Source organism: Segatella copri (assembly GCF_019127135.1).
Lineage (GTDB): Bacteria > Bacteroidota > Bacteroidia > Bacteroidales > Bacteroidaceae > Prevotella.
On sequence record NZ_JAHOEA010000023.1, the window covers coordinates 13,360 to 36,200 of the forward strand.

15 protein-coding genes and 1 tRNA gene are annotated in these 22,841 nt (G+C 43.6%); 4 read left to right on the forward strand and 12 right to left on the reverse strand.

The features are described from left to right. Positions 1 to 76 precede the first annotated feature (76 nt). From KSW37_RS07765 to KSW37_RS07805, 9 genes are all read right to left on the reverse strand, one after another. Positions 77 to 1,498, reverse strand: coding sequence for a tetratricopeptide repeat protein (locus KSW37_RS07765; RefSeq protein ID WP_217313908.1), 1,422 nt, complete (start codon positions 1,496 to 1,498; stop codon positions 77 to 79). 41 nt (positions 1,499 to 1,539) lie between these two features. Continuing rightward, complete coding sequence (locus KSW37_RS07770) at positions 1,540 to 2,505, reverse strand: PstS family phosphate ABC transporter substrate-binding protein (RefSeq protein ID WP_217313909.1); 966 nt, start codon at positions 2,503 to 2,505, stop codon at positions 1,540 to 1,542. A 4-nt stretch (positions 2,506 to 2,509) separates the two neighbouring features. Then, positions 2,510 to 3,358: an energy transducer TonB gene (locus KSW37_RS07775; RefSeq protein ID WP_022120092.1), complete on the reverse strand. Its 849-nt coding sequence runs from the start codon at positions 3,356 to 3,358 to the stop codon at positions 2,510 to 2,512. Between the two features lie 33 nt (positions 3,359 to 3,391). Continuing rightward, a complete protein-coding gene (locus KSW37_RS07780) occupies positions 3,392 to 4,039 on the reverse strand; it encodes an ExbD/TolR family protein (RefSeq protein WP_022120093.1) in 648 nt (215 codons plus the stop codon). Then, on the reverse strand, positions 4,040 to 4,684 hold the full coding sequence (locus tag KSW37_RS07785; protein WP_022120094.1) for an ExbD/TolR family protein: 645 nt from the start codon (positions 4,682 to 4,684) through the stop codon (positions 4,040 to 4,042). Between the two features lie 30 nt (positions 4,685 to 4,714). Further along, complete coding sequence (locus KSW37_RS07790) at positions 4,715 to 5,551, reverse strand: MotA/TolQ/ExbB proton channel family protein (RefSeq protein WP_022120095.1); 837 nt, start codon at positions 5,549 to 5,551, stop codon at positions 4,715 to 4,717. A 252-nt stretch (positions 5,552 to 5,803) separates the two neighbouring features. Next, complete coding sequence (locus KSW37_RS07795; RefSeq protein WP_217313910.1) at positions 5,804 to 6,997, reverse strand: pyridoxal phosphate-dependent aminotransferase; 1,194 nt, start codon at positions 6,995 to 6,997, stop codon at positions 5,804 to 5,806. 112 nt (positions 6,998 to 7,109) lie between these two features. Continuing rightward, complete coding sequence (locus KSW37_RS07800; RefSeq protein ID WP_006849147.1) at positions 7,110 to 8,321, reverse strand: bifunctional 3,4-dihydroxy-2-butanone-4-phosphate synthase/GTP cyclohydrolase II; 1,212 nt, start codon at positions 8,319 to 8,321, stop codon at positions 7,110 to 7,112. Positions 8,322 to 8,349: 28 nt separating this feature from the next. Continuing rightward, positions 8,350 to 10,248, reverse strand: a complete 1,899-nt coding sequence (locus KSW37_RS07805; protein ID WP_217313911.1) for an LptF/LptG family permease — start codon at positions 10,246 to 10,248, stop codon at positions 8,350 to 8,352. 260 nt (positions 10,249 to 10,508) lie between these two features. Here KSW37_RS07805 and KSW37_RS07810 point away from each other — a divergent pair. Then, positions 10,509 to 10,582, forward strand: a tRNA-Met gene (locus tag KSW37_RS07810). Between the two features lie 243 nt (positions 10,583 to 10,825). After that, the gene (locus KSW37_RS07815; protein WP_217313912.1) at positions 10,826 to 11,677 is read left to right on the forward strand and encodes a helix-turn-helix domain-containing protein; all 852 of its coding nucleotides are present in this window, start codon (positions 10,826 to 10,828) and stop codon (positions 11,675 to 11,677) included. 162 nt (positions 11,678 to 11,839) lie between these two features. Here the strand turns inward: KSW37_RS07815 and KSW37_RS07820 are convergent, their stop codons facing one another. Next, positions 11,840 to 13,258, reverse strand: coding sequence for an aspartate ammonia-lyase (locus KSW37_RS07820; RefSeq protein ID WP_217313913.1), 1,419 nt, complete (start codon positions 13,256 to 13,258; stop codon positions 11,840 to 11,842). A 261-nt stretch (positions 13,259 to 13,519) separates the two neighbouring features. Here KSW37_RS07820 and KSW37_RS07825 point away from each other — a divergent pair, with 261 nt between their 5' ends. Then, positions 13,520 to 16,327 carry a hybrid sensor histidine kinase/response regulator transcription factor gene (locus KSW37_RS07825; RefSeq protein ID WP_217313914.1) on the forward strand — a complete coding sequence of 936 codons (2,808 nt, stop codon included), beginning with the start codon at positions 13,520 to 13,522 and terminating at the stop codon, positions 16,325 to 16,327. A gap of 396 nt (positions 16,328 to 16,723) precedes the next feature. Here KSW37_RS07825 and dinB read toward each other — a convergent pair whose 3' ends face one another. Continuing rightward, positions 16,724 to 17,842 carry a DNA polymerase IV gene (dinB, locus tag KSW37_RS07830; RefSeq protein ID WP_217313915.1) on the reverse strand — a complete coding sequence of 373 codons (1,119 nt, stop codon included), beginning with the start codon at positions 17,840 to 17,842 and terminating at the stop codon, positions 16,724 to 16,726. A 57-nt stretch (positions 17,843 to 17,899) separates the two neighbouring features. Continuing rightward, complete coding sequence (locus tag KSW37_RS07835; RefSeq protein ID WP_217313916.1) at positions 17,900 to 19,660, reverse strand: ATP-binding protein; 1,761 nt, start codon at positions 19,658 to 19,660, stop codon at positions 17,900 to 17,902. Between the two features lie 788 nt (positions 19,661 to 20,448). Between KSW37_RS07835 and KSW37_RS07840 the strand changes: the two genes are divergently transcribed. Continuing rightward, a complete protein-coding gene (locus tag KSW37_RS07840) occupies positions 20,449 to 22,749 on the forward strand; it encodes a TonB-dependent receptor (protein WP_217313917.1) in 2,301 nt (766 codons plus the stop codon). The last annotated feature ends 92 nt before the right edge of the window (positions 22,750 to 22,841 follow it).

The following is a 22,841-nucleotide window of genomic DNA, read 5'->3' on the forward strand; positions in this document are numbered from 1 at the left end:
TACAATTCATAGAAACGAAAAGGGGATTACATCAATAACTGATGCAATCCCCAATATGTTGTAGTTAATGTTATGCTTATTCACCTGGTTTGAGACCTGCTTTCTCGTAAGCATCGTTAGCCAACTTGTTCTGTGGATCAAGTTTCAGAAGCTTATCCCAGTATGGCTTAGCTGTATTGAAGTCCTGCTTGTCGTAGGTATAGATGAAGCCCATATACTGGTATGATGTCTTCAGGTAGCTGAGCTCATCTTCATCACACTGCTTTGCTTCCAGCTCATTGATTACTTCTGTGTAAGCAGCAATAGCCTTGTCGTCCAACTCGTTCTGGAAAGCAGTGTTACCCTCCTGAAGCTTAGCAAATGGCTTCAATGTAGGATACTTATCTGCCAACTTAGCGTAAACGGCGATAGCCTTATCGATGTTCTCAACCTTCTTGGCTGGATCTTTCTTAGCCTTGTTTACATAGATTTCAGCAAGCTTCATGAAGTCTGTAGGAGCAGCATTTGGATTCTTATCCATGTACTGCTGGTTGTACTCCAATGCCTTGTCTTCATCGCCCAACTCCTTGTAAGCCTCAGAGATATACTGCAATGGCTTAGGGTCGTCAGCCTTCATCTCTAATGCCTTCTGGTACTGAGCAATAGCCTCATTATACTGCTTGTTGCCAGCCAAAGCCAAACCATAATAAGCAACGATACTAGCATTCTTCTTGATAGAATCGGTATTCATTACGATGTTTGCATGCTGGAGAGCAGATTCAAAGTTCTTTACGTCAACAGCAGCGCGCATGGCCAAAACCTGCATAGCTGCATCCTTAGGGAACTTCTGGATACCACTTTCGCAAAGGCTCAAACTTTCTTCCTTCTTACCAACGATATAAGCTGTGAATGCATATTCGTACTGAGCATACTCTTCAAGTGTGTTTGGCTTAGCCTTTGAGAAATACTCATAAGCCTTCTCGTAGTTGCCAGCGCTGAAGAAGTTGTGACCAGCTTCTGCCTCGATAGGGTAGTTAGGGTTGATTTCTCTCAGCTTGTTCAAAGCTTCCGCACTAGCCTGTGGGTCAATTTTACGGTAAACGTTAGAATAGCTGATATATCCCTGAGGATTCTTAGGATCCATTGTCATACACTGACCATACCATGTAGCAGCTTCACCACCATTGTCCTGCATTGCATAAATGTCGCCTTTCAGAATGTAAGCGTCACCATAGTTCTTGAACTTAGCAATGACAGCATCAGCAACAGCGTTAGCCTGATCATAGTTCTTGTTCATTGCAAGAAGGTTACCCAAAGCTACCAATGCCTTAGGATCCTTTTTGAACTCCTTCTGGTATTCCTTGATTTCCTTGGCAAAAGCCTTAGGATCAGCGTTACCAGCCTTCAATGTTGTCTCTATAGGCTTCAGCATGTCCTTATAGTTGACATCCTGTGCCATTGCAGGTGTTGCCAAACCCATGACGAGCAAACCTGCTACTAAATATTTAATTGCTTTCATAATTCTACTTTTTTATATGCGTCTCTTTCTTAGCTTTTTCTTTAGCGTTTTACATTAACGGTCTTTATAGTGATGTCACCTCTGTAAGGAAGTAATCCGGTTTTGAACAGTATGAGCTGACCTCTTGGGCCTGAAATGTAGTTTGCGAAGCTCCAAGGCAATGCCCTGTGAGGGTCAACTACAATAGCATATAATGTTCTCACGAACGGATATCTTCCATCCAGCAAGTATGCCTGATATGGTTGCCAGCTGTTATATGGTGTTGCCACATCTTTGATAGATACTCGCATGACATGAATATTCTTCTTAAATGTAGTGTTGGTTGAATCACGGCGGTCGTTGAGCCAGTTAGATCCAATTACACCGATTGAGCCTGGGTTCTGATCCACATAGTCGATAACCTCTTTACTCGTTTTTGCGGCCATGATTTTTGCACCCATTTTAGCTCCGTGCAGCACAGAGTCTACTACGTAATTGGTTGTTGCAGAGCGGGTATCATCGAAAATGACTTCGATGTCTCCTCTCTTTGAACCTTTCACAATATCACTCCATTTTGTTGCCTTACCTGTAAGGATACGTTTGATATCTTTTACCGTAATACAAGTATCATTGTTTTGCTTGTTTACAATAAATGCCAATCCATCGTAACCGATAGGGAAAACAGAAGGAATTACATTGCTTTTAGACTTCAAGTAGGCTATTTCACTATCTTTCAAATTACGTGTAGTGAACAAGAGCGCTGTTTTGAAATCTTTAATCATCTGAAGTCCGGTGACTTCATCTGTATACTTCGGCTTGAGTTTAGCTTTCGGGAACTCATACTCAAACTGACTTCTTTCTTCGTCAATGATAGGACTCAAACTCTCGTCAGCCACAAATTCAATTGTGCCTGAAGTAGGAGTATCAGTTCTACCATCTTTGGCTTTCTTCTCGCCACATGACGAGAAGAAAGCCATTGATAGTACTGTTAATCCTATACCTAAAAAAATATAAGATGTTTTTTTCATTCTATTACTGCAATCTAAATACAACTGGTACAGTATATTTAACACGTACAGCAGAACCGTTTTGCTTACCTGGTTTCCACCTAGGCATGCTCTTAACGACACGCTGTGCTTCACGGTCAAGTGAAGGGTCAACTGAACGAGCTACCCTAACATCAGAGATAGAACCATCACGCTCTACCACGAATGATACGATAACACGACCCTGTACACCATTCTCCTGTGCAACTACAGGATACTTGATGTTGCTTGCAAGGTAAGACATCAGGGCGCCTTGTCCACCAGGGAATGAAGGCATCTCCTCTACAACATCGAAGACCTTAGTTGAAACTTCAGGTTTTGGTGCTGGTGGTGGAGGTGGAGCTACCGTTGCAATATCACTTCTTACAGCTTCAATTGTACGGTCCTTCACACCTTCCTTGTTTTCAGTACCGACTGCAACTTTTTCATCCAGTTTATCCATCTGCTTAACCTGGTTTTCCTCTTTTACGAGTTCATCCTTCTTAATGACAGGTGCGGTAAACTTCTGAGTTTCGCGAGCCACAGGTATCTCCTTCTTTGGTTCAATCTTTGGCTTCACTGGCTCCTTCTTCTTTTCTTCCTTCTTAGCCTGCTGCTGGAGTTTAGCCAACTCCATAGCTTCCATATATGCCTGCTGTTCTTCGGCCTGTTTCTGTTCGATGACTTTCCAAGCCAAGAATCCACCCACGAGAGCTGCAGCAATGACCAAGATCAGAAGAGCCTTGATGTTTCGGCCAGAAGTACCCTTACGGAGCTGGTATGCACCATACTCCTTGTTCTTTCCGGCGAAAACCATATCGACCCATTTAGGATCGTAAAGATCTATTTTTGCCATTTCTTTCTTGTTTAAAATTGTTTGTTACTCATCTTACATCTTAACGTTTCTAGACTTGAGAAGTTTCTCGTCGTCTGCGTTAATCTTATCGATGACGTAAGTACCAATGTTTGAAATCTGCATTTCGTCGAGAGCGTCAACCATATTCTTGTAAGAAGCGTTGTCGGTAGGCTTGATGACGATGGTAAGAGTAGGAATCTTTCCGTCCTTCAAGTTACCAGCCTTCAAATCGCTCAACTTCTTCTGATAGATGCTATCAGGATACTGCTTAGGATTCTTCTGACGGTCCATGTTCAACTCCTTGACAGCAAGTGCGATTCTTTCTACAGGGCGTGTGCCGTTTTCTGTAGCGTGCTCTCTCAAGACCTTACGGATGCCCTGGCTGCCCCATGTAGTCTCCTTGATCCATGATGGGTCATCGTACTTAGGAATACCTGCACCATAATAAATCTTGTTGTCTGCTGTTACGTAGAGTGTCACAGTCTCAGAAGCCTTTGCTTCGTTCTTCTTGTCCTCTGGTTGGTTGTCATCATTACTTGGCATAGTCAGCTCCATAGTCTGAGGTTTGCTCAAAGATGTACACAGCATGAAGAACGTGATAAGCAGCATGAGCATATCCACCATAGGCGTAAAGTCTACGCGGACATTCATTTTCTTTTGTTTGCTTTCTTTCTTTGCCATTTATTCGTCCCCCTGTTTTTTTAACTGTGTAATCATATAGTAATGACTCTCGTCCATATCCTGGAGTTCGTTCATCACTCTCTTAACGGTCTTGTAAGGTGTAGAAGCATCTGCCTTCAGGGCAATCTTGATGTCCTCGTTTACGTTGCGAGCTGCGTCAACCCACTGCTGGAACTCGCTCATACCGCCCTTAATACTGTCGAGAGGAATACCTTTAGTCTGGAGATACTGTGGACGCTTAGAAGCGTTCATTGTCAGATAAGTACTCAAGTCGTTCATTGGTACACCAAACGTACCTTCGCTCTTGAATGTCTCAATCTGCTTTGGATTCAATGACACGCCGAATGCTCCTGTCATTGTGCTCAGTGTAGCTCCCAACTGATCAGTATTATCAATACTCATAAATACTTGGCCCTCGCCGGTAGGATTACCAGCCTTGTCCTTTTCAGGACTTACCAAGATAGTCAAGACGCCGTTCTCTGGCACCTTAATCTCAGACACAGATCCTGGTGTGTTAACCTTTACAGGCTCATTCTTTACGAATGTAGAGGTGAGCATGAAGAAGGTAAGCAACAGGGTCATAACGTCTGACATAGGCGTCATATCGATCCAGACGTCACTCTTCTTAATTTTTACTTTACCCATAGCGATAAAATTTTAAAGGGTTAGCAAAAATTAAGCCTCTTCTGCGTGGTTAGCTTCGTATGTCTGAGCAATTGAGTAACCTACCTCGTCGAGTGCGTATGTCAACTTATCTACCTTGTTGGTGAATGTGTTGTAAGATACAACGGCACACCATGATGTCAAGATACCGAATGCGGTGTTGATCAACGCCTCAGAAATACCTACAGAAAGTGCTGCTGAGTCAGCGCCACCACCTTCACCCATGGCCTGGAATGACTTGATCATACCGGTTACAGTACCGAGAAGACCTGTCAAAGTACCAAGTGTTACGATTGTAGCGATGATAGGCAAGTTCATTGTCAAAGTTGGCATCTCCAACTGAGTTGCCTCCTCGTGAGCCTGCTGGATCTTAGCTACCTTCTGAGCCTTCTTCAAAGATGCGTTAGCACCAGACTCCATAGACTTGTAAGCGTTCAAAGAAGCCATAACAACGTTAGCTACTGTACCGCGCTGCTTGTTGCAGAGCTGCTCAGCCTTAGCGAAATCATTTGCGTTCAAAGCTGCCTTGATGTTTGCAACGAACTTAGGAAGAGCACCTTTACCTGTAGCGGTCTTAAGAGCCAACCAACGCTCGATTGTCATAGCCAACACTGTGAGCAACAATGTGTGGATAACTGGTACGATTACACCACCTTTGTAGATAGTACCCCAAATGTCTGCTGGGTGATCCTGTACACCTGGATCCTGGAAGTGCATGTCATTACCGAACCATGTGAAGAACAATGTGAATGCGATGATAGCACATACCACGATGATCCAGAATGCGCCTCTTACTCCCTGAAAGCCCTCAGACTTCTTAGCTGGGGCTGCTTGTTTTGTAGTTGCCATAATTTTACTTTTTTTAAATTATTAGTTAATAAATTATTAATATTTCCTTTTTTCTTTCTCGCTTCGTAGACCTTGAATGTGTCGTTTGTCAATAAACACAGTTGGGTTATCTATTTTGCATTGGCAAAGATAATAAATTAAAGTTTACTATCAGCCTAATTAAGAAGTTTTAACGAGATATTGGCTTATTTTATACCAATATCTCGCTTTTTTCTTACATTTTGCCCCTTGAAAATGGTCTTTAAGCCATTTTTATTTCAACTTACCCAAAGCTTCCTTGATGCGCTTGATAGCTTCAACGATGTTCTCGTCGCTTGTTGCATAGCTCATGCGGAAACAGTCTGGATCACCGAATGCGTCACCACCTACTGTGGCTACATGTGCTTCCTCGAGAAGGTACATGGCAAAGTCGGTTGAATTGTTGATGGTCTTCTCACCATTGCTCTTGCCAAAGTAGCTGTTGCACTTAGGGAAGAGATAGAAGGCACCCTGTGGCATGTTTACCTCAAGGCCTGGAACCTCTTTAGCCAACTTTACAATCAGGTTGCGTCGGCGCTCGAAAGCTACGCGCATTTCCTCTACTGCGCTCTGGTCGAGTGTGTAGGCTGCTTCTGCTGCCTTCTGGCTGACAGAACATGTACCGCTGGTATACTGTCCCTGGAGTTTGTTGCAGCCCTTGATGATCCATTCCGGACCCGCCAGGAAACCGATTCTCCATCCTGTCATGGCATAAGCCTTAGATACACCATTGGCAATGATTACCTGTTCCTTCATGCCTGGTTCCTGAGTAATGCTGTGGTGCTTGCCGATATAGTTGATGTGTTCGTAGATTTCATCTGCCAACACAAATACTTCAGGATGTTTCTTGAGTACTTCTGCCAATGCAGCCAGTTCTTCCTTAGAGTATACGCTACCGGTAGGGTTGCTTGGAGAACAGAGAATGAGCATCTTGGTCTTCTCTGTAATGGCATTCTCCAACTGCTCTGCTGTCATCTTAAAGTCCTGGTCGAAACCGGCATTCACGATGACCGGAGTACCTCCTGCCAATTTCACCATCTGTGGGTAGCTTACCCAATATGGTGCAGGAATGATAACCTCGTCGCCTGGATTTACGAGTGCCAATACTGCGTTGCAGACGCACTGTTTACCACCAGTACCAACGATTACTTCATTGGTAGTGTACTCCAAACCATTCTCGTTCTTTAATTTGGCTACAATTGCTTTTCGCAAGTCAGGATAACCTGGTACTGGTGAATAACGGGAATAGTTCTCGTCAATAGCCTTCTTTGCTGCCTGTTTGATATTGTCAGGAGTGTTGAAGTCTGGTTCACCTACGCTCATGTTGATTACATCAATACCTTGAGCTTTCATTTCACTACTCTTCTGTGACATCGCCAGCGTTGCTGAAGGTGCCAATCTGTTTAAACGATCAGATAATTGTGCCATAATTTTATTCTTATATTTGTTTATCGTGTGCAAAAGTAAGCAAATTATTTCTTTTTCGGAAGAAAATTGAGCATTATTTCATGTTTTGTATTGAAATAATAACATAATTTTATTATCCGAGGTGCAAAGTATGCCCCATGCGGTCTCTCTTGGTCTTGAGATAGCGCTCATTGTACTTGTTTGGTACAACTTCGATAGGTACATTTTCTACGATTTCCAAACCGTATGCTTCGAGACCTACGCGCTTTACCGGATTGTTGGTGAGCAGACGCATTTTGTGTACACCGAGATGACGGAGCATCTGTGCACCGCAACCATAGTCGCGCTCGTCTGGCTTGAAACCGAGATGGGTATTAGCGTCAACAGTATCATAGCCTTCTTCCTGAAGTTTGTAGGCTGCAATCTTGTTCATCAGACCGATGCCGCGTCCTTCCTGCTGCATGTAGACAACAACTCCCTTTCCTGCCTCGTCTATCATCTGCATGGCCTTGTGGAGCTGCTGACCGCAGTCGCAACGCTTGCTGCCCAGAATGTCGCCAGTAGCGCAAGAAGAGTGAACACGGACCAGGATAGGTTCGTCTTCTTTCCATTCTCCCTTGATGAGTGCCATGTGTTCCAGACCATTGCTAGACTGGCGGAACGGAATGAGGCGGAAGTGGCCGTATTCTGTAGGCATGTCAACCTCTTCGCCCACTTCGATGAGTGATTCTTTCTTGAGTCGGTATTCTATCATGTCTTTAATAGAAATAACCTTGAGGTTCCATTCCTTTGCCATCTTCATCAGTTCTGGCAGACGTGCCATGGTGCCGTCTTCATTCATGATTTCCATAAGTGCGCCTGCAGGATAGAGACCTGCCATCTTGCAAAGGTCAATGGCTGCTTCAGTGTGTCCGCTTCTTCTTAACACGCCGTTATCCTGTGCGTAGAGTGGGTTGATGTGTCCCGGTCTGCCGAATGTCTGTGGTGTAGAGTTCGGGTCGGCAAGTGCTTTGATGGTTTCAGCACGGTCGTGTGCAGAAACACCGGTAGAACAGCCTTCCAGTTTATCTACGGTTATGGTGAATGGTGTACCCAATACTGAGGTGTTCTCTGAAACCTGATGAGGCAAGTCGAGCTCATCGCAGCGGCTCAGGGTGATAGGGGCACAGAGTACACCTCTTGCGTGTTTCAGCATGAAGTTTACTTTTTCTGCGTCTATCTTCTCTGCGGCAATGATGAGGTCGCCTTCGTTTTCGCGGTCTTCGTCATCAACAACAATGACGAACTTTCCTTCCTTGAAGTCTTTTACTGCATCTTCGATGCTATTTAATTTGATTTCTGACATGTTTGATACCTTATTATATAGTTACATTTTACTTTTTCTGTTCTCTAATCCGCTGGATGATGTCCGTATTGGTCTGACTGATGACCTTGAGGTCACGGAACAAGCGCAGTCGGAATCGCCACATTCTCAAATATAGCAGTGTGCCCACTGGGAAGATAATGGCTGCAATGATGTTGAGCCATTTCCGCTCGAATGGGCGTGTATGTGCCTTGACAGAAAGAACCGGATATTGGTTCATGTCGTGCAGGATATACTTGTTGGCGGTGTTGGTCAAATCTTCTATTACCTCTTCCAATTCTGCATTGATTCTTTCTATCTCATGATCAGGCTCGTATTTGAAGAATACATTGATGACGTTTGGAAGATGAACCAGTTTGTGTTCCTTATTATATAAGGTGATGTCTTGGTTGATTCTTTCCAGTTTCTCTGTATCCGTCTGATAATCCGGGTCGGTGATGATGACTTCCTTGCCGAAGTAATGGCGTTTCTGTCGTAAACCGAGCAGTTTCATGAAGAACTCTTTGTAAACATCCATATTGAATACGGAAGAGTCATTGGTTGCCTTGTAGGTTACGAAGATAGCCAAAGGCGTCAATACTGCCGGTGCAAGACCTTTACCGAACCAAATGGCCCACATGCCACTTCTTGACATTCTGTATCCTGTGTTGTCGAGGATAAAGAAGACGATGAATACAAGTACGGAGATGACGACAGGGAAACCCAGACCTCCCTTTCGGATGATGGCTCCTAATGGTGCTCCGATAAAGAAGAAGATGAGACACGAAAGGGCTAGAGTGAACTTGTTGATAGCCTCAATCTTGTGCTGTCTTATCATGTAGTCAGCATCGCTCGTTGACATCGATTTGAAATCAAGGTCAGAAAGCTCCTGTTGTACGGTAGACTGTGCCTGGTTTACCGCCATGAGTTTCTTGTCCTGTGGCAACTTATTATATAAGGTGTCGAAATTGAGTTTTTCGCCCTTCTTGATTTCTTTGAGAGAGTCCTTCTTGTTGATGCGCTGTGCACCTCCATAGAATCTCGCATTGGCTTCGTTCAGATAGATTCTTCCGATAGAATCATATAATTGGTTGAGCGAATCGATGTCGTGGTTGATTTTTTCCAGACTTTTACCCTTTGCATTTCCTGAAAGCGAAGCTGCATCGGTCATACTGAAGTCTCCATCAAAGTCGAGAATGATTTTCTTGGAAACGAAAGTCTCTCGTCTGTATGGTACGGCAGCAGTATTGGCAAGTGCACTGCTTTGCATGTTCTCAAACCATTCTCCACTGTAGAGACTCAGAACAAGATGCTTCTTTTCTGCTGTACTCTGGAGCATGCCGGAATCTGCCAATATGATTGCGGCATCTTCATAGCTGTCGGTCATGCGGTAAATCATGATGCCGTAAAGCTTTCCGGTTTTCAAATCCTTCTTCTGCACATAAAGGTTGCAGTTTGGAATACCATCATAGAAGATTCCTTCAGGAATTTCCAGTTCCGGACTTTTCTGTTTCATAGAAATCAGAAGTTGTGCCAGTTTCATGTTCGACTTAGGTCCCACATTGTTCTGGAAATAGAAAGAGCCAAACATGATGATGACGGTGATGACGATAAGTGAGCGGAAAGCCTGCATCAGTGAAATGCCGGCAGCCTTGATGGCTGTAAGTTCCGAACTCTCGCCGAGATTACCGAACGTCATGAGTGAAGACAGAAGAATAGCCAATGGCAGAGCCTGCGGTACGAGCATCAGACCCATGTACCAGAAGAATTGAGCCATCACATCCATCGTGAGTCCCTTACCGATGAGTTCATCAATATATCTCCACAAGAACTGCATCATCAGCACAAACTGGCAGATGAAGAAAGTTCCCATGAAAAGGAGACCAAACTGTTTGGCAATAAATATGTCTAATTTCTTAATTCTAAGCATTTCAATATTCAGTTGTTTCAGACCTTTTTCTTATTTGAAATATTCGCAGGTCCATTATTCAGCGTGCAAAGGTAATACAAAAAAATAAGAAAACCTTTATTTTTCGTTTTTTTTATATATATAATTAGGTGGAATAGGGGCTGAAATGCGAGAAAAATGAGAAAATAAAACTTTTTTTGAAAATTTCTGCCGAAAAATTTGTTCAATTCAAATAAATGTATTACCTTTGCACCCGCAAATGAGAAATCAATTGCTTGGATGGCGGGATAGCTCAGCTGGTTAGAGCGTCGGATTCATAATCCGGAGGTCGAGGGATCGTGGCCCCCTCCCGCTACAAGATGAGAGACATCAACTTTTTAGTTGATGTCTTTTTTATGCTCTAAACTTTTCCACACTTGTTCACTTCTCATAGAAAAGTTATCCACATATGTGTTGATAACTATGCTATTCCGTTGGCTATCAGATGTTTCCATTGTTGGTAACTGGTGTGGAAAAGATAAAAAAGAAAGAATTTCCTGTATTTTTCTTGGTGTTTTCAGAATAAAATTATATTTTTGCACCACAAAAGGCAACTATTATGAAGCAGCAGCAAGTATATAACTTAAAAGAGTTTGCCGCTAAATACCAACTGAAGGACATATTTGGAGCCTATGCAGCTCATATTCATACAGATGTTTTAACTGGAAGTGTCCTGAGGGATATGGCGAGTGAACGAACACTTTTTTACAAGATATTATTGGTAAAAAGCGGAAGTGTGAAGTTTGAAGTCGTCCTGGGAACTGAAAGTGCTGAGGATGAGAAACATCAGCTTACGGCAAGTGATTTGCTTGTCGTATCGCCTAAGCATGTTTATAAGTTTACCGAAATATCGGAAGATTTTGAGGCTGAATGTGTTTTTGTTGATGAAGAGATTTCTAATGATCTGGTTTATCATCTTTCTGACGATAAACTCAAGGCGGCTCTTGATATCATTCATATGATTCGGGATATTGTGCGCCATCAGCATATTTATAAGGTAGAGATGATTCAGTCTATGGTGAATGTCTTGAAACTTCTGGTGTCAGAGTTGCCTTATGACAGCCTTTTGTCGACCCGAGACTTGCGCCATAAAAAGAATGTGTACGAAATCTTTCTGCATTTGCTGTATCGCAATTTCAAGAGTGAGCGACAAATCCGTTTTTATGCGGATAAACTGAATGTTTCTTCTGCTTATCTCTCCAGGATGGTAAAAGAAATATCGGGTACGACGGTCAATGATCATATTACCTCTCTTCTTTACAAAGAAATCTGTAATCTGCTGAAGCAGTCGGATATGACAATGGGAGAAATAGCTGATTATCTTAACTTTAACGACCAGAGTGCATTGACCAATTTCTTTAAAACAAGGGCTGGAATGACACCACTTGCTTATCGTAATCAATGCAACTGATATGATTTCCGTCATATGACCATCTTCTTATGGATAACAGAATATCCGCTTGCCTATCTTGAGGAATAGGCAAGCGGAACAGTCAAGTGTTAATATGAAATTCAGATTAGTATTATTCTATATTTTATTCTAAAGTTCTTTTATGTCAGCAGTTACATCTTTTTATTTCAGGGTGAACTTGTGTGACTGCAGCATCTCTTTTGGATCGAGTGCCTTGTCCAATTCTTCCTTGCTCATGATACCCTGCTCAATAACGATATCGTATACAGAGCGGCCTGTAACATGTGCTTCCTTAGCTACTTTAGTACTCTTCTTGTAACCGATGATTGGGTTCAGGGCGGTAACGATACCGATACTGTTCTTTACCATTTCGTAGCAACGCTCTTTGTTTACGGTGATACCGAGGATGCACTCAGAGGTCAAGGTCTCGATGGCGTTCTTCAACCATGTCAGACTCTCGAAGAGACTTTCTGTGATGATTGGTTCCATTACGTTCAATTCCAACTGGCCTGCCTCTGCTGCAAAGCTGACAGTTGCATCGTTTCCTATTACCTTGAAGCAAACCTGGTTGGTTACCTCAGGAATAACTGGGTTAACCTTACCTGGCATGATAGAAGAACCTGGAGCCTTAGGAGGAAGGTTGATTTCGTTTAAGCCGCAACGAGGACCAGAAGCCATCAGACGGAGGTCGTTACATATCTTAGACAACTTGATAGCCAGACGCTTCAAAGCAGAAGAGTAGCTTACGTAAGCACCCGTATCAGGTGTAGCCTCTACCAGGTCGGTAGCTGTTTCGAAGTTCTCGCCTGTCAGCTTGCTGAGGTTAGCAGCACAGAGCTTAGCGAAGCCAGGAACGGCATTCAGACCTGTACCGATGGCTGTACCGCCCATATTGATTTCGTGTAAGAGCTTCACGTTGCGCTCCAGATTGAGGATTTCCTCTTCCAGATTGTTGGCGTATGCGTTGAACTCCTGACCGAAAGACATAGGAACTGCGTCCTGCAACTGGGTACGTCCCATCTTGATGACATCTGCATATTCGTCTGCTTTATAGCGGAATGCGCTAATCAGACCTGTCAGAGCACCTATCAGATGAGCATTCATGCGGATCAAAGCCAGGCGGATAGAAGTAGGGTATACGTCGTTTGTACTCTGGCCGCAGTTGCAATGATCATTAGGAGAACAGAACTGATAATCAGCCTTTTCATGTCCCATGATTTCGAGTGCACGGTTGGCGATTACCTCGTTGGCATTCATGTTGACAGATGTACCTGCACCACCCTGTACCATGTCGATAGGGAAGTTCTCATGCCATTTACCGTCGATAATCTCGCGGCAAGCCTGACCGATTGCCCCTGAAATCTCATCGTTGATAACACCGAGGGTATGGTTGGTTTCGATGGCAGCCAACTTTACGTAAGCGATGGCGATGATGAAATCAGGATAGTCGCGCATCGTCTTGCGTGAAATGTGATAGTTATTAATACCGCGCTGTGTCTGTACACCATAAAGTGCATCAGCAGGAACTTTGAGTTCACCTAAAAGGTCTGACTCTACTCTAAATTTTTTCTCTTCAGCCATAATATTGATTGTTTTGTTATTTTTTTTCTTTCTTTTATTGACAGTTAGTTGTAATGAGAATTTTCTTATATCTTCTTCTCGGTTGCAAAATTACTGCATTTTTTACTGAAATTCTTTATAAATTTTAGACCGATATTTGTAAAAAACTGACCAATGGGGCTAAAATACAAAAAAAAGTTGTATATTTGCAGCGGTAAAGTTTTATTTTTAGGCATTTGTTGAATGCCTCTTCTTTATAAACATAGAAATTGTATAAGCTGTATGAAACGAAAATTACACCTTATTATATATGTAGCAATCATCGTGTTGCTGACCGGTTGTGCTCAGCAGCCTAGGAAGTATGTCATTGGCGTATCCCAGTGTTCGGAAGATACCTGGCGCGATAAACTGAATGATGAACTGAAGATGGGCGAGTATCTCAATGATTCGCTTATCGTGAAACTGGCTTCTTCCAACGATGATAATGTGTTGCAGAATAAGCAAGTTAACCAGTTTATCGATGAGGGCGTAGATCTGCTTATCGTATCTCCTAATCAGCTGAGTGCTATATCCAAGTCGGTAGAGCGTGCATACGATAAAGGTATACCTGTGATTCTCTATGACAGGAAGACCAATTCTGACAAGTATACGGCATTTATTGGCTGCGATAACTATACGATAGGTAAATCGATGGGAACTTTTATCGCCCAGCAGCTTCAGGGAAAGGGCCGCATCGTTGAAATCAGCGGTTTGGAGGGCTCTTCGCCTGCTTTGGAGCGTCATCGTGGTTTTATGGATGCTATCAAGCCTTATCCTGGGTTACAGGTTGTAGCCTCTGAGGGAGGAAACTGGAAAGAAGAGGGTGGAATCCGGGCGATGAAACGCATATTGAAACAGACACAGGACTTTGATTATGTCTTTGCCCATAATGACTGTCTTGCCTGGGGAGCTTATGTGGCTGCCCGCCAGATGAGGGTAAAGCGCAACTATAAGTATACCGGAGTAGACGGCTTGGCTACCGAAGGTGGTGGTTTGGAACTTGTGCGCGATGGTATTTTCGAAGCCTCTTATCTTTATCCTACCAAGGGTGACGAGGTCATAGCGCTTGCCATGAAGATATTGAAGCATCAGCCTTATGAACGCGACAATTATCTGAGCACTTCTATCATAACCCAGGCAAATGCTGCCCTTACATTGATGGAGGCTAGAGATGCCGAGCGTCAGGCGCATAATCTGAAGACTTTGCATAAGCAGGTAAATCAGTATCTGTCTGATTATAACTCACAGAAAGTAATGCTCATAGGTCTGTGTCTGTTCCTGCTTGTTTGCCTCGCAGCTGCGGCTTTGATTTTCAGAGGTTATCTGATAAAGGTGAAACTGAACGAAACATTGGCTAAGACAAATGGCGAACTGAAGCGACTGAATGTAGAATTGGGTGAAAAGAATGAAGAATTGAAACGATTGAATGAGGAGGTCTTGGAACTCACTCATTCCCGTCTGGTATTCTTTACCAATATCAGTCATGAACTTCGTACGCCTTTAACCCTGATAGCCGACCCGGTAGAGATGCTGCTCGAAGATACCGGCATCAAGGGCAAGAGTCGCGAACTCTTGAAGATGGTGCAGCGTAACGCCCTTGCTCTCCAACAGTTGGTAAGTAACATTCTTGATTTCCGTAAGATTCAGAATGGCAAGATGGAACTGAAACTCTATCGCTTCGACATTGTGAAGACCTTGACGATGTGGGTGGGCGACTTCCAGCTTACTGCCGAGCGCAAGCAGATCAGACTGCATCTGGATGTTGATAACTTGAAAGGCAGCCATGAAATGATTGCCGATCAGGAGAAAATTTCCCGTATCGTGTTCAATCTGTTGAGCAATGCCTTGAAATATACGCCTGCTGGTGGCGAAATCTTTGTTTCGTTGAAAGATGAAGGTGCCAATCTACGTCTTGACGTGAGAGATACGGGCAAGGGTATCTCGCAGGATGAGGCTGATAAGATCTTTGAACGTTTCTTCCAGGCTAAGGGTGCTGCCAGTGGTACGGGTATCGGTCTGGCTCTGGTGAAATCTTTTGTAGAGTTGCATCATGGTGAGGCTAGGGTAGAAAGTGAACCGGGAAAGGGCTCTGATTTTATCGTTGTCATTCCTCGTAAACAGGAGGGTGATTCACAAGTTATCCACAATGATGCGGATATTGTGGATAACTCTGCAAATGCTTCTGCGCCAGAGGGTAAGAATGTGATAGATGAATCTGTTTTGCAATATATTGACGATGGAGACAGAAGTCGTGGAAATGTTCAGCAGTTGGTAAGCGAGAATACCAATCGTCCTACTGTTCTGGTTATTGATGATAATACTGATATCCGTCAGTATGAGCGTACTCTTTTGCAGGATGAGTATATTGTTCTTGAGGCCGCCGATGGTAAAGAGGGTCTGGCTGTCGCCTTGAAAGAGGTGCCTGACCTGGTGATTTGCGATGTGATGATGCCTGTTATGGACGGATTGGAGTTTACTAAACGGTTGAAGACGAATACGGCTACCTCTCATATCCCTGTTATTATGCTTACGGCGAAGAACCTGGAGGAGCATCGCGCAGAAGGTTATGAGCATGGAGCTGATTCCTATATTACCAAACCATTCCATAGCAAGGTGCTTCTCGCCCGTATTGAGAATCTTTTGCGACAGCGTCAGCTCCTGAAGAATCTTTATCACGGTACTAAAGAGGCTGAGAAAGAGATTTCTGAGGCTCATCTGGAAGACCGTGACAAGCAGTTCCTCAAGCAGCTTCAAGCCATTATCCAGAAGAATCTTTCTGATAGCGAGTTTGGAGTTGAGGATATGGGACAGCAGATTGGCTTAAGCCGTGTGCAACTCTATCGCAAGGTGAAGGCGATGACAGGCTCTTCTGTTGTTGACTTACTCCGTAAGGCTCGCCTTGCCAAAGCTAGGCGTTTGCTCGAAACCCGGAGCATGAGTGTCTCTGAAGTTGCCTATGAAGTGGGCTTCTCAGCGCCGTCTTACTTCACAAAATGTTTCAAGGAAGAGTATGGAATGTTACCTGGTGATGTCGGTAATGTGATGAAATAGAGAGAAATACGCTATACCTGAAGTGTAAAATCTGTGAATATATGGATAAAAATCGTTCATTTCCTAGCATAAAAGGTACATTGTATCATTTTTGTCACTATTTGAACGATAATTATACCTGGGTTTCGCTGAAACTTACTATCTTTACACCAGAATTTAGAAGTTTATCAATTGTTTCATGCAGAAGTAGTTGCATTTTCATAGGTTTAGGTTTTTAGGTTATAGGATTAAGTATTCATTAAGGTAAGTAGTTTTCTTTAAGGTTAAAAGTTTTGTTTTGGGAAATAAGTAGTAATGAGAGAAAGCAGCTGTATAGACGGGATGTCTGACAGCTGCTTTTCGCGTATTATGGTTTGTTTCTTTTTAAGCGGCATACTATAGCTTTTTAAAGGGGGCTTATTCCCAATCTTCAAATTCCAGTTCCAGTTCCTTGTATTCGGGTTTGAAACTGCTGTTCTCCTTATCTTGCTTCCTGGCTTCTTCTGATGAGGCATTGCTTACGGACAGACCAAGCAGGCGGATGGGATGAGCAGAGGAGTAATCTACCTGTTTCAGCAGCCGTTTGGCAAGAGGTAGAATATCATCCTTCTTTTTCAGAACCTTTTCTTGTGAGATGCTTCGTGTTATCTGGGTAAAATCGGCAAACTTCACCTTCAGCGTCAGGGTTCTTCCTTCGAAACCGCTCTTGGCGATTCGCTCCAGCAGTTCGAGTACAGTATGGTACAGTTCGATAATCACAGCCGTTTTTAGATAGATATCTTCCAGGAAAGTCTGTTCGCAGCCTACCGATTTCCGTTCCCGGTAGGTGATGACAGGTCGTTCATCTATCCCCCTTGCGAAATCATAGAAGATGTGTCCGGCTTTTCCGAACACTTCTACCAGATGTTCCTCGGATACTTTCCTCAGGTCTGCTCCGTTGAAGATACCCATGAAATGCATCTTTTGCAAGGTTTTCTTGCCCACGCCCCAGAAATCCTCTACAGGAAGCTGGGCGATGAAATCGAGCGCCTTGTCGGGATGAATGGTGCAGATGCCGTCGGGCTTGCGGTAATCAGAAGCCACTTTGGCGAGAAACTTGCAGTAGCTGATGCCTGCCGAGGCGGTGAGTTCGGTTGCCTCCTTGATACGGGTTTTGATTTCTTTGGCAATATCCACCGCCAGTTCTATCCCTTTCTTATTCTGTGTTACATCAAGAAAGGCTTCATCTATGGAGATGGGTTCGATGAGGTCGGTATATTCCTGGAATATCTGATGTATCTGATGGGATATTTTAGCATAATAATCATGCCGGCAGGGCACGATGATGAGGTTAGGGCAGCGCTGCTTGGCTTGAGCGATGGATTGCGCCGAGTGAACGCCATACTTCCTTGCCTCATAGCTGGCTGTAGAAACCACACCACGAGGTCCGTCGAAGCCAACCGCTACCGGTTTGCCCCGAAGTTCCGGATTGTCTCTTTGCTCTACCGCAGCAAAGAAGGCATCCATGTCGATATGTATGATCTTGCGCTCAGTCATTGTTATGCAAACTGGCAATATAATGCGTAGTTTGGCATGAATTCATTCTCTATGTGTTTATATTTCATTTACTTCGTCAATTCTCGCCAGTTCCCATCCCTTGAACTGCATGATAATCTTATGGAGTGTCGTGCCTTGGCGTAATGCTTCCACTCTTGGTGCTTTGGCATATCGCTTGATTTGTTCCTCGGCATCAAGCCATTGCTTCGCTCCCTTGGTCATCTTGCTATCTTCTGTTAGAGTATCGAATTCTTTCTTAGACAATACCTTTAGCTCGATGATATAACTATGCTTCGTAGGGTAGTGGGTCAAGTTTGGCAGGAGGAAGAAATCGCAATAACCATGGTTCAATTCCAACTCTGGGGCAGTATAGTAATAGTTGTTGAGGCTGAAATATGCCATGAAGAAACCTTGCAAGTTGCGCTCAGCCTCGATACCATCCCTAACAGATGATACTTCGGCGTATGCTTTTGCCATATACTCCAAGCATTCCTTCCACTTGCCCTCAAAAGCCATATAGGTAAACATGGTCTTGAGGTTTGAGGTATTGATGTATTTCTCCTCTTGATACTGCTCCAACAGATAATTATAATATTGTTTGCGTACATTATTATTAGGAATGCCCAAAATCAGTTGGTCTCCAAAAGTATCCTTGATGGTCAACATGCCATAGTAGAACAACAAACTGATGAATATTTCAGGATTTGTCAATACCTTTGCCGGGAATGATTCCTCGATGTTTCCTACAATTTCTCCTTTTTCCGCAATGGTCATGATGACACCCTTTCGGTCTCCGTCCAACTTGTCGAGCTGGAGGAGCTTCTTCATCTTGTTGTAGTCGGTCTTGGTGTTAGGGTCAATCATCTGGCGTGGAGCTTCCCCAGTCTCCATATAGTTGCGGAGATAGTATAGTACCATGTCGCAGTTGAATACCTTGCTTTGGGTTCTCAATGCCTCCTCTGAAAAACAATAGTTGTCGTACCAAGGTTTCATGTCCTCGATAATAGCTTCTACATCTGTATCGGCTGGTAAGTCGCCTGAATTCTTGTAGTAAGTGAACAGGTCTCTCACATCTTCTGTGGAGAAACCAAGCATCTGGTTGAAAGGTGCCTTGGTGGAGATATGCCAGCCGATGTTGAAACCACTGGTCAAGTCATCGAGCGTTACAGGGCTTACACCTGTCATGAAGATACGGGCAAACATGCCCTTGAATACCTTGAAAATCTCACGATAAAAGCCACTGGCATGAGTCAATGCCCAATACATATCCTCCCCGTGCTCGTTGAGCACCACGTTGGTGAAGTTGTCGTATTCGTCCACGATGAGGAATAGTTGATAACCATTCTTCTGAGCCTCCATTGCGAGGGCGTTCAATTTGCCCGAAGCATAGTTGATGCCTTTTATCTTGGCGATAGCCTCTGGTGTATAGTAGTCCTTGTAAAGGGTATCTACAAAGAAATCCACGCACTGACCGCAATAGTCATTGAATCGGTCTTCCAATAGCTTGATGCCGCCTCCTATCTTCGAGAAGTCAAGGTATAGTACTTGGTACTTGCCCTGCTGTGGGGTAGGATGGGAGCCAATCCAAAGGTTGCCAAAAAGTTCTTGGAACCTTTCTGTCATGCTGATGTCGTAATAAGCACGCATCATGCTTATCAGCAAACTCTTGCCGAATCTTCGAGGACGTATAAAGAAGAGAGCGTCTGCCTCTTTTTCCAGCAAAGGCAGATACATAGTCTTATCGACATAATATTGGTTTCGCTCGATAATATCGACGAAATTAGATACTCCGTATGGTACTCTTTTAGATTGTTCCATGATGAATGATTCCTTTCTTTCTTATTCTTTCTGCAAAGATAATGGAAATATTTGATATATGTGCCGTTTTGGTGAAAAAAATGTTTTGAATCATTGCAGAAGCACCCATGCTTTTCGTTTATCCTCTATTGCTTATGTTATGTTGGACGAATTCTTGTATTTGATGCAATGGTTTTTTAACGCTGTTTTTTGTATGAGTCGTTTCTTGGCCCATTGAAACAGGCTTCGTTGGTCATCGCAAGTACTTGCGTTAGCTAATGAAAGTACTTACGATAGCCAACGAAGCTATCTGTGTCTGTTTCTGGTGTCGTCTCCGATAGCTAATGGAGTCGTCATCGATAGCTTCCGGAGTCGTCATCGATAGCTTATTGAGTCGTCTCCGTTAATTCATTGAGACATCTCCGATAGCTTGCAAAGCCGATTGAATATGCTAACTCAGTTACTTTAGTAAGCTCACTCAGCCACTTTCGTAAGCTGATTCAAGCACTTGAACTCGTTAACTCAAGCACATCATGATATGTTCTTGACTGAATATCCAAATTTGCGCATTTTCTATATTGTTCGTATCCTAGCACAGCGTAGGTGTCTGAAAGTCTGTTAGTTTTATATAGATAAATGGTAAAGAAGTAGCAGAAAAGTGTGAAATTCCGTTCATGTAATAGCAATTATGTTACAATGAACGGAATTTTTTATTCGATGAAATGATTTTTTAAGCCGCTGTTCAGACCTTTATGTATTTTTGCAGCGGAAATCAAAACATTAACGCTAACAAATTAAACATTTAAAGTATGAACAACTTTTTAAATGGAAAGAGCGCAGCTATGATGCTTGCACTTTCATTGGTAAATGTTACAGCAGCTTTTGCACAGGATGATAATTCAAGTGCTAAGGAAGAGGGTAATCGTAATGTGATGCTCAATGCAGCCAGTGCGAATGGTCCTCGTGAGATTCAGATAGGCTTGCCTTCTGCTGATGTCAACGTTTTGGAGAATGGTTTGCCTGTTACTTACGCAACCAATCCTCATTCTGTCAATACTATCTGGCGTGGTGATGCAAGTTTGAGCCATCAGGGCTTGCTCAAGATTGCAGAGACAGCTATCACTACCGGTAATATCGGTTATGCCGTGAACTCTTTCACCCAGAAGGGACAGAAGGGATTCAATGGTACGCTGAACTATAAGAGCAATCATTTCGGATTGCAGGAATTCTCTCTGAATATGAATGGTGATTTGGGTAAGGACTGGTACTACAGCTTTAATATGTATCAGGATTTCGACCCGGGAACCTTCAAGATCAAGTCAACTCCTTATCAGGACCGTACTCAGATTTACAAGGCACTCCTCACCAAGAAGTATAACGGCAACCGTGGTGAATTCACAGCCATGTATAAGTATGCTAATAGTCACAACGTGTATAACTATGCTACCCAGAGTGCTCCATTCATCTATGTAGGCGATGGAAGCGTAAAGGAGTATGGCGACTTCAAACTCGGTACCACCTCTTATCTCCCTATCGATAACGAGATTACTTATCGCAATATGCGTACCGGCAAATTGGAGCAGACTTCTCTCTACGATGCCTGTCTGAACAAGGCAAGCGAGGTAACCCTGATGAACAACTATCGTTTTGACAACGGTTTGAACTGGAAGGCTACCTTGAAGTACGATCACTCTCGTGGTGCAATGGTTTACCAGACTCCTATGTCTATCATCGATTTGAAGAGCGCTGCCAATCAGGGCGTATATAATTATATGTATCGCGATATCGACGGACAGACCAAGGCTTACAACGGTCAGTACATCCAGACCCGTATGTCATGTCTCAATGCCGGTAAGATTGATGAGGCTCTCTTCACCACCGAGCTTAGCAAGAAATTCAGTACATCCACCTTCCGCCTCGGCGTGAATGAGTGGTTCTATCATATTGATTATTGCTCAAATACAACCATGTATGACCAGAGTGTACCTGCTGATGGAAGTTATGCCCTGCGAGTTTGGGATGCAAACCTGCGCGACAGCTACTTCTATGATTTCAACAAGAACGCCTCTGAGTATTACAAGGGAAGCGAAAACAAGCTGGCTCTCTACTTCACTCACGATTGGGATGTTACCAACAAGTTGAATCTCTACTATGGTGCCCGTCTGGAGTGGCAGAAGCTGAAGGGTGAAAACGCGGCAGTGAAGAATGCCAATGGTGAATTCGTAGGTCGTTTCGCCGATTACCATCTCGGTGCTAAGGCAGCAGATGGAACCGTGATTGCTCCGGCAGACTTGAGTTACAACTGGCTCAACTACGATTTCTCTGTAGCAGCAACTTATAAGTTGACCGATAACTTCGGCTTCACTGGCGATTTCACTTACATCGTTCAGCATCCTAAGTTCGAGGCTTTTGCCCCAGCTACATTGCCAAATACGGATAAGATTTCTGTGCCACTCGGTCGTGCAGGTATCTACTACAATAACTCATGGTTGAGTTTGACATCGTTGTTCTCTTATATTTCAAAGACCAACAACAATGCAACATTGAATCTTCAGCATGGCAGTGAGATCAAGGCTGCGCCAATGGCTTTCGATATTCAGACATGGGGTTGGACAACTGATGCAGTGGCTCATCCTTTCAAGGGATTCGATTTCCACTTCCTCTTCACTTATCAGAAGCCAACTTACAAGAAATATGAGACATCGGTTACCTTCAGTGATGGTACCCTTGGCAACATCAATGCCACCGGCAACATTGTAGCCGAGATTCCTCAGATTCTCATCGAGTTGGATCCAAGCTACATGATTACCAAGGACATTAAGCTCTGGACCAGCTTCCGTTACTTCAGCAAGACCTACGCCAACATCAACGAGGCATATTACTTCAATGGTCACTGGGAGACTTTCGGAGGTTTGAATTGGCAGGCAACCAAGCGTCTGGCTCTCGGCTGCACAGTAGTCAACTTCCTCAACCAGACTGGTGCCAAGGGTAGTATCGCAGGTGCCGAGCTGATTACCAAGGATGAGGCTAAGGGAATCAAAAATCAGATTATGACGGGTAGCTATCTTCGTCCATTCACAGTAGAATTCACAGCTTCGCTGAAGTTCTAAGCGATATAAATATCAATAAACATCATCGACAGCTCCTATATATAATATAATGTATAGGGCTGTCGGTAATAAGACAAATAATAATACGTTAT

Excerpts from the sequence above, each read along its gene's own strand:
- KSW37_RS07820 (WP_217313913.1), bottom strand. The coding sequence starts at position 13,258 with ATGGCTGAAGAGAAAAAATTTAGAGTAGAGTCAGACCTTTTAGGTGAA.
- KSW37_RS07825 (WP_217313914.1), top strand. The coding sequence starts at position 13,520 with ATGAAACGAAAATTACACCTTATTATATATGTAGCAATCATCGTGTTG.
- KSW37_RS07815 (WP_217313912.1), top strand. The coding sequence starts at position 10,826 with ATGAAGCAGCAGCAAGTATATAACTTAAAAGAGTTTGCCGCTAAATAC.
- KSW37_RS07790 (WP_022120095.1), bottom strand. The coding sequence starts at position 5,551 with ATGGCAACTACAAAACAAGCAGCCCCAGCTAAGAAGTCTGAGGGCTTT.
- KSW37_RS07840 (WP_217313917.1), top strand. The coding sequence starts at position 20,449 with ATGAACAACTTTTTAAATGGAAAGAGCGCAGCTATGATGCTTGCACTT.
- KSW37_RS07765 (WP_217313908.1), bottom strand. The coding sequence starts at position 1,498 with ATGAAAGCAATTAAATATTTAGTAGCAGGTTTGCTCGTCATGGGTTTG.
- KSW37_RS07770 (WP_217313909.1), bottom strand. The coding sequence starts at position 2,505 with ATGAAAAAAACATCTTATATTTTTTTAGGTATAGGATTAACAGTACTA.
- KSW37_RS07835 (WP_217313916.1), bottom strand. The coding sequence starts at position 19,660 with ATGGAACAATCTAAAAGAGTACCATACGGAGTATCTAATTTCGTCGAT.
- KSW37_RS07775 (WP_022120092.1), bottom strand. The coding sequence starts at position 3,358 with ATGGCAAAAATAGATCTTTACGATCCTAAATGGGTCGATATGGTTTTC.
- KSW37_RS07805 (WP_217313911.1), bottom strand. The coding sequence starts at position 10,248 with ATGCTTAGAATTAAGAAATTAGACATATTTATTGCCAAACAGTTTGGT.
- KSW37_RS07795 (WP_217313910.1), bottom strand. The coding sequence starts at position 6,997 with ATGGCACAATTATCTGATCGTTTAAACAGATTGGCACCTTCAGCAACG.
- KSW37_RS07780 (WP_022120093.1), bottom strand. The coding sequence starts at position 4,039 with ATGGCAAAGAAAGAAAGCAAACAAAAGAAAATGAATGTCCGCGTAGAC.
- KSW37_RS07800 (WP_006849147.1), bottom strand. The coding sequence starts at position 8,321 with ATGTCAGAAATCAAATTAAATAGCATCGAAGATGCAGTAAAAGACTTC.
- KSW37_RS07785 (WP_022120094.1), bottom strand. The coding sequence starts at position 4,684 with ATGGGTAAAGTAAAAATTAAGAAGAGTGACGTCTGGATCGATATGACG.
- dinB (WP_217313915.1), bottom strand. The coding sequence starts at position 17,842 with ATGACTGAGCGCAAGATCATACATATCGACATGGATGCCTTCTTTGCT.